Origin of the sequence: Nocardiopsis sp. EMB25, assembly GCF_026797795.1 — a bacterium.
In the GTDB taxonomy this organism is placed as follows: domain Bacteria; phylum Actinomycetota; class Actinomycetes; order Streptosporangiales; family Streptosporangiaceae; genus Nocardiopsis; species Nocardiopsis lucentensis.
Window position 1 is genome coordinate 2,265,331 of the sequence record NZ_JAMTDN010000001.1, and the last position, 13,072, is coordinate 2,278,402.

At 70.9% G+C, this 13,072-nt stretch carries 10 protein-coding genes; 5 read left to right on the plus strand and 5 right to left on the minus strand.

Going from position 1 to position 13,072, the window contains the following annotated elements:
• Positions 1 to 58: 58 nt before the first annotated feature.
• Entirely contained in the window at positions 59 to 1,342 is a 1,284-nt protein-coding gene (locus KIK06_RS09785; RefSeq protein WP_268642902.1) for a cation:proton antiporter, read from the plus strand.
• Between the two features lie 79 nt (positions 1,343 to 1,421).
• Here the strand turns inward: KIK06_RS09785 and KIK06_RS09790 are convergent, their stop codons facing one another.
• Positions 1,422 to 2,018: a histidine phosphatase family protein gene (locus KIK06_RS09790; RefSeq protein ID WP_017599886.1), complete on the minus strand. Its 597-nt coding sequence runs from the start codon at positions 2,016 to 2,018 to the stop codon at positions 1,422 to 1,424.
• Between the two features lie 51 nt (positions 2,019 to 2,069).
• The gene (locus KIK06_RS09795) at positions 2,070 to 2,396 is read right to left on the minus strand and encodes a rhodanese-like domain-containing protein (protein WP_017599885.1); all 327 of its coding nucleotides are present in this window, start codon (positions 2,394 to 2,396) and stop codon (positions 2,070 to 2,072) included.
• Between the two features lie 85 nt (positions 2,397 to 2,481).
• Between KIK06_RS09795 and KIK06_RS09800 the strand changes: the two genes are divergently transcribed.
• Positions 2,482 to 3,084 carry a TetR/AcrR family transcriptional regulator gene (locus tag KIK06_RS09800; RefSeq protein WP_268642905.1) on the plus strand — a complete coding sequence of 201 codons (603 nt, stop codon included), beginning with the start codon at positions 2,482 to 2,484 and terminating at the stop codon, positions 3,082 to 3,084.
• 59 nt (positions 3,085 to 3,143) lie between these two features.
• A complete protein-coding gene (locus KIK06_RS09805; protein ID WP_268642906.1) occupies positions 3,144 to 4,340 on the plus strand; it encodes a hypothetical protein in 1,197 nt (398 codons plus the stop codon).
• Positions 4,341 to 4,713: 373 nt separating this feature from the next.
• On the opposite strand, the gene KIK06_RS09810 is transcribed toward KIK06_RS09805, so the two are convergent.
• From KIK06_RS09810 to KIK06_RS09820, 3 genes are read right to left on the minus strand one after another with little or no spacing between them, the layout of a single operon-like run.
• Positions 4,714 to 6,789, minus strand: a complete 2,076-nt coding sequence (locus KIK06_RS09810; RefSeq protein WP_442789757.1) for an acyl-ACP thioesterase — start codon at positions 6,787 to 6,789, stop codon at positions 4,714 to 4,716.
• Positions 6,790 to 6,827: 38 nt separating this feature from the next.
• Positions 6,828 to 8,861: a WD40 repeat domain-containing serine/threonine protein kinase gene (locus tag KIK06_RS09815; RefSeq protein WP_268642910.1), complete on the minus strand. Its 2,034-nt coding sequence runs from the start codon at positions 8,859 to 8,861 to the stop codon at positions 6,828 to 6,830.
• A gap of 12 nt (positions 8,862 to 8,873) precedes the next feature.
• Positions 8,874 to 10,937: a WD40 repeat domain-containing serine/threonine protein kinase gene (locus tag KIK06_RS09820; protein ID WP_268642911.1), complete on the minus strand. Its 2,064-nt coding sequence runs from the start codon at positions 10,935 to 10,937 to the stop codon at positions 8,874 to 8,876.
• Between the two features lie 186 nt (positions 10,938 to 11,123).
• Here KIK06_RS09820 and KIK06_RS09825 point away from each other — a divergent pair, with 186 nt between their 5' ends.
• Complete coding sequence (locus tag KIK06_RS09825) at positions 11,124 to 12,518, plus strand: acyl-CoA synthetase (protein WP_268642912.1); 1,395 nt, start codon at positions 11,124 to 11,126, stop codon at positions 12,516 to 12,518.
• A gap of 119 nt (positions 12,519 to 12,637) precedes the next feature.
• On the plus strand, positions 12,638 to 13,072 hold the full coding sequence (locus KIK06_RS09830; protein WP_268642913.1) for a hypothetical protein: 435 nt from the start codon (positions 12,638 to 12,640) through the stop codon (positions 13,070 to 13,072).

The window sequence follows — 13,072 nt, forward strand, 5'->3', positions numbered from 1 at the left end:
TCACCGGGTCCCCGCTGACACGATCGGTGTCGGTACGTCGTCGGGGGGAGGCGGTCGGGTGACGGACGTGATCGCGTTCGCCGTGCTGCTGCTCGGCTACGCGCTGATCTCGGGGCGCACACAGGGCACGTCCCTGACCGCGCCGATGGTGTTCACGACCGGTGGCCTGGTGCTCGGCGCCGGAGGACTGGACCTGCTGGGCGGCAGCGCCACGGGCACCACGGTCCGTGTCCTCACCGAGGTGGCCCTGACACTCGTGCTGTTCACCGACGCCGTCCGCATCGACCTTCGGGTACTGCGGCGCGAGTACCACCTGCCCCTCCTCCTGCTCGGGATCGGCATGCCCGTCGGCATCGCCCTCGGCACCGCGGCCGCCCAGGGGATCCTGCCCGGGCTCGGCCTGGCGGGCGCGGCGCTGCTGGCGTCGGTGCTCGCCCCGACCGACGCGGCCCTGGGCCAGGCGGTGATCTCCGACCGGCGCCTGCCCGTCCGGATCCGCCAGACCCTCAACGTGGAGAGCGGGCTCAACGACGGCATCGCCCTGCCCGCCGTCATGGTGTTCGCCGCGCTCGCCGCCTCGCAGGAGGTGGGCGGGTCCGCGTGGTCGTGGGCGGGCTTCGCCGCCGGACAGATCGGGGTGGGGGCGCTGGTCGGCGTCTGCGTGGGCGGGCTCGGCGCGTGGGCGATCACCCGTGCCGACGCCGCGGGGTGGGTCAACGCGACCCATCGTCGTCTGTTCTCGGTCGGTGTCGCCGGGTTGTCCTACGCGGGCGCCGAGGTGACGACGGGCAGCGGCTTCCTGGCCGCGTTCGTCGCGGGTCTGGTCTTCGGTGCGCTGGCCAGGCAGCAGCGGGAGTTCGTGCACCAGTTCGCCGAGCGGGAGGGCGAACTCCTCACACTGATGACGTTCGCCCTGTTCGGGGCGGTGATCATCGGTCCTCGTCTCGGCGACGTCGACGGCAGGACCCTGGTCTACGCGGTGCTGAGTCTGGCGGTGGTGCGCCCCCTGGCCGTGGCCGTGGCGACCCTCGGCATGCGGCTGCGTCCGGAGACCGTGTGCTTCCTCGGCTGGTTCGGCCCGCGCGGGCTCGCGTCGATCGTGTTCGCCCTGCTCGTGGTCGAACACGGCGATGTCGCCGAGGCGGACCGGATCCTCCTGGTCGCGGGTGTGACCGTCCTGCTCAGTGTGTACGCGCACGGGATCACGGCCGCCCCGTGGGCGCGTTCGTTCGGCCGCCGCGCGGGCCGCTACGATCCGACGGCGCCCGAGCACCGGGACGTCACCGTGCACCACCACCGGTGGCACGCTCCCCGGGGGCAGGACACCGGCCGGGGGGACTGACGACGCGGGACGGGTCCGGTCCGTTGAGGGGGCGGGCGCGACTCGCCCGTGGGCGGCCGACGCGCGGCGCCCGGCGCGCTCAGGCGGTCCGGTTCCAGGAGGTGATGACCGGACGTCCGTGCTCGCGGCCGAGTGTGCTCACGGCCCCGGTGTCCAGCCGAAGCAGCGCCCCGTCGGAGGGGGCCAGACCCAGCCAGCGCGCGGTGAGCACCCGCAGGACGTGGCCGTGCGCCACCAGCGCGACGTCGGGCCCGGAGCCGCCGCCCAGGATCAGCGACACCGCGGCCAGGACCCGGTCGGCGCGTTCCCCGACCTGTTCGACGCTCTCCCCGGGGTGCTCCGCGTCGCCCTCGGGCACCCCGTCGGTCCACAGGTTCCACTCCGGGCGCTCGCGTTGGATCTCGGCGGTGGTGATTCCCTCGTACCCGCCGTAGTCCCACTCCATGAGGTCGGGATCGGGCACCGTCTCCCCCAGCCCCGCCAGCTCGGCGGTGCGCACCGCCCGCCGGAGCGGGCTGGTCACCACCAGGTCGATGTCGAGCCCGGCGAGGAGGGGGAGCAGGGCCACGGCCTGCCGCTCCCCCTCCTCGGTCAGGGGGAGGTCCGTGCGCCCGGTGTGCCGTCGCGCCCGGCTCCACTCGGTCTGCCCGTGTCTGATCAGCACCAGTTCACCCATGGCACCGATCCTGCCGCACCGGGCGCGCGCCCGCTCCCCCGACGCGTCGGGTCAGCCCTTGTCGACGGGCAGGCCGGCCTCCACCCAGTCCTGGATCCCCTCGCGGTACTTGCGCACGCGGGTGTAGCCGAGCCCCTCCAGGGCGGTGGCCACGGCCTGGCTGTTCCCGCACGCGGGGTTGGAGCAGTAGACGGCGATGAGGGCGTCCTTGTCGGGCAGCACCTCGGCGGAGCGGTCGCTCACCTCGTCGGCGACCAGGGCGACGGCGCCGGGAAGGTGCTGCTGCTCGTAGTAGGTGCCGCCGAGGGCGTCCACCACGGTCACCGTCCCGGTGTCGATGTGCCTCTTGAGTTCCTCGCGGCTGATGAGTGCGGTCATGGTTCCTCTCCTATCCGGACTGCGGTCCGCTTGCATGAACGAACATAACCGGACCAAAGTCCGTTTGTCTAGTAGGCTGGTCCCCGTGAACGACGAACTGCTTCAGGTGCTGCGCCGACCGCCGCGGGAGCGGGCCGACGCCGCACGCAATCGGGCCCGGGTCCTGGACGCCGCCGCGCGCCTGTTCGCGGAGGGGGGTGTGGAGGCGCTGACCGTCGACGCCGTCGCCCGCGCGGCGCAGGTCGGCAAGGGGACGGTCTTTCGCCGCTTCGGCGACAAGTCCGGACTGGTCGCCGCGCTGCTGGACCAGCGCGAGCGGCGACTGCAGGAGCGGATCGTCTTCGGTGATCCCCCCTTGGGGCCGGGAGCGCCCGCCCGGGACCGCGCGCTGGCCTTCTTCGACGCCTACCTCACCCACCTGGCCGACCACCTGGACCTGGTCCGGCTGTCCGAGACGGCCTCGCCCGGCGCCCGCTACCGCGTCGGGTCCTACGTGTTCTGGCACCGGCACCTGGCGATCCTGTGCGCCGACCGCCCCGACCCCGACCACCTCGCGCACGTCCTGCTCGGAACGGTCGACGCCGACCTCAACGCCGAACTGCGCGAACACGGGTACGACTGGGACCGGATCCGCTCCGGTGTCGCGGCCGCGGTCGGCGCGCTCCTCGGACCGACCCCGGACCCGTAGGCCGCCCGATTCCGTGGATCGCGGACAACAAGCACCGAATCGTCGCTACCCTCCTCACCATGACGCAACGCACCGTGACCAGTGACGTGCACGTCTCCTCCCGTTCCGCGAAGGTCCCCCAGCCCCGGTTCCACAAGCCCAACGAGGACCTGGCCGCGGCGATGGAGTGCACGCGCTGCGCCGAACTCGGGATCAGCACGCCGCCCGGTTGGGCCGACCGCAGGAAGCTCTCGACCAAGAAGGAGCGCAAGAGGAAGCAACTGGAGCACATCCGACGACAGCGCGAGGCGCCCAAGAAGCCGCACAAGCGCGGCCCGCTGCCGCTCAACGAACTCCAGTCCGCCTTCCTGCGCGACGTGTGGGCGTACCTGACGCGCGAGGCGGTCGGCGACGACCCCGACAGCCGTCTGCTCGCGCTCACCTGCGCCCTGCGCGGTGCGATCAAGGGCCACGCGAACATGACGGGGCAGGACGTGCGGTCGCTCCGGATGGAGGACCCGCACGCCGCCCTCACCACGCTGGTCTCGTCCGGGTGGCTCGACACCACCCCCGAGCGGGCGATCAACGCCGAGCCCTCCAACCTCGCCCGGTGCGGCCTGCCCGACCTCCAGGGCAACCCGTGGGACGTCGGCAACGGCGTGCGCTCACGCGCCTCGGGATGGGTGACCCGCAGCCTCACCCACAAGAAGATGCGCAAGAAGCCCAACCGCCTGCGCCTGGTGGCGGCCTACCTCGCCGCACAGGCCGACAGCGACGGGCGGATCTGCCTGCCGGCGGACGAGGTCGTGGCGGCGTGCGCCCTGACCGACGGCCCCGACGAGGTCACCGAGCTGGCCGAGTGGCTGCTGCGGCTCGACTGGATCCAGGACCTGCGCGTGGCGGGCGGGACCGTCGAGGCGCACCTGACCGAGCTCACCATGCCCATGGCCCCGCAGCCGTTCCCGCCGCCGACCCCGCCGCGGGACGCCCCGGCCACCACCCCCGCCGAGGTCCCCGTCCCCGACCGCGCCCGTGACCTGCTCGCCGGACGCGAGGCCGAGGTCGCCCGGTGGGTGGCCGGCTACCGCGCCGAACACGGCCACGGCCCGAGCTGGGCCATGGTCTCCGACGAGTTCGGTTGGCCGCCCCGCCAGGCCCCGGACCAGGAGGTGACCCGGGAGGTCTTCCGGCTCCTGGAGGAGGGCGGCTGGCTCACGGGCCTGGGCGTGCCGTTCGGGCTGCGCCCCGGCCCCGCGCACGGGGGCGCGAACTCCTGACCCGAACGAACTCCCGCCGACCCGCCGCGGGCCGCCCGGAAGCACCGGGCGGCCCCACGGTCGTACAGCACCAGATCACGATCGGGGCACTCCGGTGGTGAGGTTCAGACGGATCAGGGTCGGCTCACGGCGATGGGAACGTCGGCCCGAAGAAGAGCGCGAAGGCCCCACCGGCTGAGACCTCAGCCAGTGCCGGGGCGACACGATCGGCGGTCAGTGGTCGGCCTGCGGTCGCCACGACCGCTCCGCGAACGTGGTCGCTCCATTGCGTCGGAACACTCCTGGCACCCGACACCGACATCCTCCACGGCACGCACCTCGAACACCGCCGCAGTGGCGCCGGTGACACGGCCTTCCTGCTCCCGCAATGCTGTCAGAACAGGGGGTCCCACACTTCCAGGGTGTCCGGGTCCGCCAACGCGACACGGTCATCAGGAGTGACGATGGCGAGAACCTCACCGTCGGGGTGGAGGGAAAGCTGCGTGAACAGGAAGTCCTCCGAACCGACGATGAGGTCCTCGCCGGTCTCCATGTCCCACACATGGCTCCTGAACACAGCGCCAGAGTCCTCGTCGAACGTCATCCGACTCGCGTAGAGACGCGACCTCCCGGGATCCACGGTGAGCTCGTAGAAGGGCGAGTAGCCCGTGTCGGGAAGAAACGCGGCCCGCTCGGCAGTCAGTTCGCCCGTGAAATCATACGAGGCCCCATCCGCGTCGAAGCCCTCAAGAACGACCGTTCTCTCTGCCGTGCGCTCCACGGGGTCCCACAGCACGAGTCGGCCACCGTCGAAATAGACAAGCTCGTCGCCACCTGGGATCAACGCGAAGTCGGACTCATCCATGTTGCTCACCCGGTTGAGCAACGAGCCCGACCCCGTGTCCCATACGAAGATCTCGTCGCGGGTTCTGGTGATCAGACGGTCATCGTCAAAAAACGCCGTTCGTTCATGGTCGTCGTTCAACTCGCCGACCTCGATGAGTGCCCCTGTTCCTCCCCCACTCGTCGTGTCGAGAAGTCCGACGGCGGCGTCCCCGCGGGCCTCCAGAGTCAGTGCCATACGGGACCCGTCAGGGCTGAAAGCGACTGACAGCGCGTCACGAGGCACGCTCGTCCAAAGACCGTCAGGCCCCTCCGGACCTGACTGGGGGCCGAAATGCACGGTCGTCGTTCCCGACGGAACGTCGAACGTGTGCACCACCGTAACGGGGGGCGCGTAGTCGTCGTACTCGACTGGGACGCCTGCCGCCACCATGCACCCCACAGGGGCGAAGAACGGCTTCACCCGCCAACTCGCGCCGTCCGACAGGCGAGCGACCTCCTCACCGTCCCTCCAGTCCCAGAGCATCAGTCCATGCTCCTCGGTGCCGACGGCCAGAACGTCGCCTCCCGGGCCGAAGGCCGTGTTCCACACCGTGGTGTCCCCACCCCTCACCTCACCCTCCGGAACCGGATACCCGCTGCCGTCCGAACACGTCGCGTCCGTGATCATCCCGGTCATTGCCGTCACTTCCTCCTCCGGGGTGTCCCCGGTCCAACGGGGCCATCCCCAGACCGCGCCGACTCCGGCCACGAGCGACAACGCCACGCAGGCGCTGACGAGGAGCAGTGTGCGGCGTCCGCGCCCGGAGACAGGAACGTCTCCCGACGTTCCTGTCTGCAAGACTCGGCGTTGGCGCAGGCCCACGGCCTCGACGGCCTCCAGGGTCCGCTGCGGCCACGGCCGGACGGCGGCCGGTCCCCCGAGACCGCGTACCAGGTCGGCGGCGCTGGGACGCAGGGCCGGGCTCCGCCTGAGACATGCCTGGACGAGCCCGCGCAGTTCAAGGGGAAGTCGGGACAACCCCGACGGCCCTTCCTCTCCACTGGCCGCATACACCAGTGTCGCCGCCCACGCGAAGACGTCTCCGGAGAACGCGGAGCCATCCACGTGCGGCACGAACGACGGGTGCGGCGCGTACGGTCTGGTATCGCCGACCGCCCTCCCCAGTCCCGGATCGGCCAGGACGGCTTCCCTCGTGGTCATCAGGACGCCGTCGGGCCACAGCGATCCGTGGGGGAATCCTGCGGAGTGCATGTCGAACAGGGCCTGGGCGAGGGCCGACCCCAGGGAGTGCAGGGCGTCGGCGGTCAGTGGGCCGCGCACTCGGACATAGTCGGCCAGCGTGGGACCGAGCGGGCGTGACAGGGCCACCCACGGCACCACACCGCCGAGGTCGGCGTCCTTGATCTCACACACGTGCGCGCTGTCCATGCCTGAGGACTCGGAGACCAGTCGCTCAAGGGCAGAGCGGAACTCGGAGTCGGTCGCCTGTTCGGCGCGCACCACTGTGACCGCCACGGACTCGAGGCCCGAAGCCGAAGCCAGGTAAGTGCGAGACCAGGCGTTATCGCCCAGACGTGCGTGGAAGGTAAAGGGACCGGCGGATGGTGGGTCGTACGGGTGCAATGGTTCCATAGGCCTTCAGGTTCGTGATGGGGTTGGGGTCAGCCGATACCCGTGACCAAGCGCAGCGTAGTCGTGTCCAGGACCCACAGGGGGGCGTTGTCGATGGGCAGAGCGATGATCACCTCGCCGTCCGGGTGGGCGTCGAGCAGCCGCACGCACTCTTCGTCTCGCCGGGTGGAGAGCCGCTCTCCACTGGAGAACTCCCACACCGTCAGGCCGCAGGATTCTTCGTCAGTCATGACGATCTCGCCGCTGAAATCGACGTGGGGTGCGAACAACCGGTCGGACCGAAGGCTCAGCGCGAACTCGCCGAGACGCCGTGGAGCGTCGAAGGTGCGCCCGCTCTCCCCGGTCAGATAGTTGGAGTGCACGACGCTCTCCTCATCCCAGCCCAAGTAGAGGATGTCACCGTCGTTGGTCGGTATGGACAGGCTGTCGCCCTCGCCCACGGTGCCGTAGAACGTGTTGATCTCCTGCCCGGTTCGGACATCCCAGACCGTGACGGATCCGCTGCGGCCGAGCGCGCCGACGTGCTCGCCGTCCGGTGAGTAGACGATGTTTCTGGCCGCGCCCGCCCCCCTCAGGGTCTGGATCACCTCGCCTGATTCCAGGTCCAGGACGGGCATCGCCGACCCGGTCCCGCCGCCCGTCTCGGTCAGGGCCACGGTCTCACCGTCCGGTGAGAAGGCCATGGCGGAGATCGCCGTGCCCGTGCGGTAGATCGTGTGTTCCCCGGTCTCCAAGACGTACACGTGCGCGCCGTCGGAGTTGGCGAAACCCAGTCGGCACCCGTCGGGGCTCAGGACTGGCCTGACCGTGTCCGCGTCGGAGTCCACGTCGATGCGTGCGACTTCGGTCTCCTGTTCCCAGTCCCACACGACGATGCCCCGGTTGCTACCGACGGCGACCGCGCTGCCGTCGGCGGAGAACATCGGCGTGTTGTGGATGTTCGTGGGCAGGGTCGGACGGTCGCTCGCCGCCTCGCCGAACTCGGGAGCGATGTGTCGGGTCACGTCGCACCGGTCACGTTCCCCCGCCGGCTCGTGGGGTGCCGCGCCGCCCCCGGACCCGGTAATCGCCCATGTGCCCGCACCCACGAGCAGGACGAGGGCGGCCGCCGAACCCCCGACGAGCATCGGGCGTCGGCGTGCGAGCACCTTCGTGCCGCTCGCCGGGAACGCCGCCAGGGCCGCCCTGTACTCGTCGCCGACGGAGTCGACGATCCGCGCGGCGGACGGTGGCAGCCACTCCTCGGCCTCTGGCAGCGGATCATCTGGGCTGCCCAGTTCGCGCAGGACTTCGGCGGCTGTGGGCCGACCGTGGGGATCCTTGTCCAGGCAGGCCGATACGAGGGCGATGAGGCTGTCCGGGACTCCGGTGAGCTCCGGATCCCGGCTGGTGATGCGGTACTGGATGGCGGCGGGGTGACCGGTGCCGAACGGCCCGGTACCAGTCAGGGCGTAGACGAGGACACCGCCGAACGCGAAGACGTCGGCCGCTGATCCGCCCTCCCCGCCGCGCACCGTTTCGGGAGCCATGTACCCGGGCGTACCGATGATCTCGGCCTTCTCCTCGCTCGAGGGCTCCGCCAAGGCACGGGCGATACCGAAGTCGATGACCTGCGGGCCGACAGCGTCCACCATGACGTTGCCGGGTTTGAGGTCACGGTGGACCAGCCCGGCGGTGTGGACACGCTCGAGCGCCTGCGCGATCCCCCTGGCCAGGAGCAGGACGGTGCGCTCAGGGAGTGGGCCGGCGCGTCGGACCAAGTCGTGCAGAGAAGGACCCAGGACGTACTCGGTGGCCATCCAGGGGGTCGGCGCATGCGGGTCGGCGGCCAGAACACGCGGTGTGTGGGGGCCGTGGACCTGCTGAACGAGATCGAGTTCGCGGGCGAAGCGGGCCCGAAAGTCCGGCTCGTAGGCGTATTCGGCGCGAACGACCTTGACGGCCGCGGGCGTCCTCTCGGAGTCCAGACCGAGATAGACACGGCCCATGCCGCCGGCGCCGAGCAGGGTGATGATCCGGTAGGGACCGACCTGGCGCGGATCATGGGAAGCGAGTCGCTGCATGAGGGATTCCGGTCAGGTGAACTCGGTGACGACGTCGAGGTCGGAGTCCAGAACGAGCATTCGATGGTCGCGGGCCATGGTGGCGATGTGTTCTCCATCGGGATGAAGGGCGAGGGGGTAGAAGAGAGGCAGGTCGGTCTGCGTGACCTGGCCGGTCTCGGCGTCCCAGACGCTGCCTAGTCCGTCGAGATGCAGGCACGGGGCGGCGTAAACGGAGGAGCCGTCGGCGGAATAGGCGAGGTCGCAGACATTGTTTTTGTCCAAGTCCGCCAACCGCCCCGAGAGTTGCCCTGTGTCGAGGTCGATCAGCCGGTAAGACGTGTCCGAGTTCTCCGCTTGGTACAGAAGCACCATGGTCCGGCTGTCGGGGGAGAGCGCGATCTTCGGGCGGTACCCCCCGTCGATCCGATGGACCGGGTCACCCGTGTCCACTGCCCACACATGGACGGCGGCGGGCTCGAACTCGCCGTGCTCCCAGCCGAGCAGGAGAGAACCGTCAGGGGTGAAACGGAGTTCTCTGACGGCTTCGTCCAACTGGATCTCGGCTGTGACCTCTCCCGCCCGCACATCCCATATCTGGACGACCTCTCCCTTGTAGGGCCGACCGTCCTCGGCTGCGGTGACGGCGAACGTGGTCCCATCGTCGGTGATCGCGGGCGTACCGTACTGGAAGATGCGACCGTCGGTCTCACTCTCCCTCTCGCCGGTGAAGCTGGAGGGCACCGTGGTGCTGTCGCCGTCCCACATCTGAACGCGGTCGTCGTAGACGGCGAGGATGTGTCCCCCCGCGCCGAAGCCGGTGTTCCTCGGCGCGGGTTCATAGCGGTCGACCGGTTCGCCCTCGTTCCAGTCCCAGGCCGACAACTCCAGATCGAAGACGTACAGGGTCTGCCCGTCCGCGGAGAAGCCCATGTCGTAGGGCGGGTTGAGCCGCACTGACGACAAGTCCGGCTCCGATGGCGACGTCGCTTCCGCGGAGGGGTGTGTGGAGGTCGGGCCTCCGGGTGTCTCGTGTGTTCCGAAGGGGAGTCCGGTGAACACGAGGGTGCAAGCGCCCGCGACGGCCACCGCCGTGGCCGCGGCGGTGGCCGCCAGGGTGGCGCGGCGACGCCACCACGGACGTCGGCTCCCCTTCTCCTGAGAGTCCGTAGTGCCATCGGCCTCCTGGGTCCGTCGGCTCTCCTCCGCTCTGAGTTCGATCTGATCGGTGACAAGCGGTGGGAGCCATCCATGCTCGGCCGGTGTCAGCGACATCGAGGACAGTTCGTGCTCGATCTCCGCCGTGTCGGGACGCTCTCGCGGGTCCTTGGCCAGGCAACGGGCCAGAAGGGCGCGGAGCGGCCCCTCGGGCAGCGCGTCGAGCCGCGGTTCGCCGGACAGAACGCTCCTCAACACCTGTGCACGCCGGTCCGCGGGCCCCCCGCCCACGGAGACGATCGGGAACGGTGGCCGCCCCAAGGCCGCGAAGACGACCGTCCCCGCCAGCGAGAACACATCACTGCGCGGGGTGGCGTCCGCGCCTGTGACCAGCTCGGGAGAGATGTAGGCGGGGGTACCGAAGGCCTGACCCGTACGGGTGAGCACGGTGCCCTCCACCGCCTTGGCGATGCCGAAGTCGATCACCTGGGGGCCACGCGGAGACAGGAGGACGTTGCCCGGCTTCAGGTCACGGTGCACGAGTCCGACGTCGTGCACGGCGGCCAGGGCGCGCGTGAGGCCCAAGGTCAGGATCGACAGCGAGGGTTCGCGAAAAGGGCCTCCCGCTGTGACGGCCTCCGCCAAGGTGGGGCCGGCCACGTACTCGGTGGCCATCCACGGGATCGATGCGTCAGGCGCGGCGTCCACCACCGCGGGAGTGAATGGACCGCGGACCCGCTGGGCCACACGGACCTCCCGGGCGAAGCGTGCGCGAAAGTCGGTGTCGTGTGCCAGATCCTCCTTGACCACCTTGAGCGCGCAGAGGTGGCCGTCCGGGCTACGGGCCAGGTAGACCCTGCCCATCCCCCCGGCCCCGAGACGGGCGAGCGACCGATAAGGGCCGATACGGCGAGGGTCGACCGAGGTGAGGGACTCCACTTCAGCAGGCGCTCCGTTCACTGCCCGACCTCCGCTCCCTGCGGGTGTCGGTGGGCTCGGGGAACATCCCGACAATGTAACCATCGTCACCCACACCGTCACGGTTCTGGCCTGATCCGGCCACGACGGCCGTGTGGTGTACTGGCTCGCGATCGGATCGGGGACGGACGACGGACGGTGACGGACATGCTGCTGGGTTCCGGGACGGGCGACGGGCTCGCGGTGAGGGTCGGCGACGAGGCACTCGACAGCGAGGGGCTCTGGTCGGCGGCCGCGGCCGTGGCCGACCGGATCGCCGGTGCCCGCGCCGTCGCCGTGCACGGGGAGGCGTCGCTGCGCACGGTGGTCGCCGTGGTCGGCGGCCTGTTGGCGGGGGTTCCCGTGGTCCCGGTCCCATCCGACTCCGGGGTGGCCGAGCGTCGCCACATCGTGCGCGACTCCGGCGCCGCCCTGTGGTTGGGCGAGCCGCGGGACGGCGTCGACCTGCCCGCGGTCCCCGTCGACCCGGCCGAGCGCTCCTGCGCCGCCTTCCCCGAGCCCTCCCCCGAATCCACCGGGCTGATCCTGTACACCTCCGGCACCACCGGCCCGCCCAAGGGCGTCGTGATCTCCCGGGGAGCCATGGCGGCCTGCCTGGACGGCCTCGCCGACGCCTGGGCCTGGACCCCCGACGACGTGCTGGTCCACGGCCTGCCGCTGTTCCACGTGCACGGTCTGGTCCTGGGCGTGCTGGGGGCCCTGCGGGTGGGCGGCCCGCTCGTGCACACCGTCCGCCCGACCCCCGCCGCCTACGCCGCCGCGGCCAAGGAGGGGGGCACGCTGTTCTTCGGCGTCCCGACCGTGTGGTCGCGGATCGTCCGCGATCCCGACAGCGCCCGCGCCCTGGCCGGTGCCCGGCTGCTGGTGTCCGGCAGCGCTCCCCTCCCCGACCCGGTGGCCGAGGACCTGCGCGCGCTGGTCGGCCACAGCCCCGTGGAGCGGTACGGGATGACCGAGTCGCTGATCACGGTCGCCGCGCGCGCCGACGCCCCGCGCCGCACCGGCTGGGTGGGAACAACGCTGCCCGGCGTGGAGTCGCGGCTGCGCGGTGAGCACGGCGAGCACGTCCCGTCGGACGGGGAGTCGATCGGGGAGCTCCAGGTGCGCGGCGCCACCCTGTTCGACGGATACCTCGGCCTGCCGGAGGCCACGGCGGCCGCGTGGACCGACGACGGCTGGTTCCGCACCGGGGACGCGGCCGTCCTGGACGGGGAGGGCTGGCACCGGATCGTGGGGCGGATGTCGGTCGACATGATCAAGACCGGCGGCTACCGGGTCGGCGCGGGCGAGATCGAGGCGGCGCTGCTCGGCCACCCCTCGGTCCGGGAGGCCGCCGTGGTGGGCGAGCCCGACGACGACCTGGGGCAGCGGATCGTCGCCTACCTGGTGGGCGACGGCATCGCCCCGGGAGAGGTCATCGACCACGTGGCCGCCCGCCTGTCCGCCCACAAGCGCCCGCGCGAGGTGCGCGTGGTGGAGGCGCTGCCGCGCAACGCCATGGGCAAGGTGCAAAAGAAGCTGCTGGTCGACGGGCGGCGCTGACCGTCGGCCGTGTCCGGGACGGACGCTTCGGCGTCCCCTCACCGCCGAACGCGGGACCCGCCTCGATCCACCCTGTGGACAACCCGATCCGGCCGGGTCGGCGCGCGCATACTCAAAACATGCTCTCTCCTCGCGCCCACGCCCTGCTGTGCGCCGTCCTGAACGGCCTGCCCCACGACCACCACCTGCTGACCCTGCACACCCGACACGCGATGTCCACCGCCGTCGACCGTCGGCGCGGCGGCCTGTACGTCGAGCATCCGCCCGTGGTGGAACGGCTGTGCGCCGCCGTCGACGGTGGCGGCGCCGCGGCGCTGATCCTGCGCAGTTTCACCGGCCAGGTCTCCCACACGTTGCCCAACGGGGTCGACATCCCCGTCAAGCTGGTGCGCGGCTGGACGATCGCCGACCGGCGGCTGATCCCCCTCGACGAGGCGCGGATGTTCGACGCCCACTGCACCGACGCCGCCTCCGGCGAACCCATCCCGCCCGAGCGCGGTGTGGTGTACACCGACGCCCCCGACGTCGACCTCACCGGTTTCCACGACCCGTGA

Coding starts and splice junctions, on each gene's coding strand:
- KIK06_RS09790 (WP_017599886.1), bottom strand. CDS start 2,018: ATGGGTGAACTGGTGCTGATCAGACACGGGCAGACCGAGTGGAGCCGG.
- KIK06_RS09795 (WP_017599885.1), bottom strand. CDS start 2,396: ATGACCGCACTCATCAGCCGCGAGGAACTCAAGAGGCACATCGACACC.
- KIK06_RS09805 (WP_268642906.1), top strand. CDS start 3,144: ATGACGCAACGCACCGTGACCAGTGACGTGCACGTCTCCTCCCGTTCC.
- KIK06_RS09815 (WP_268642910.1), bottom strand. CDS start 8,861: ATGCAGCGACTCGCTTCCCATGATCCGCGCCAGGTCGGTCCCTACCGG.
- KIK06_RS09825 (WP_268642912.1), top strand. CDS start 11,124: ATGCTGCTGGGTTCCGGGACGGGCGACGGGCTCGCGGTGAGGGTCGGC.
- KIK06_RS09830 (WP_268642913.1), top strand. CDS start 12,638: ATGCTCTCTCCTCGCGCCCACGCCCTGCTGTGCGCCGTCCTGAACGGC.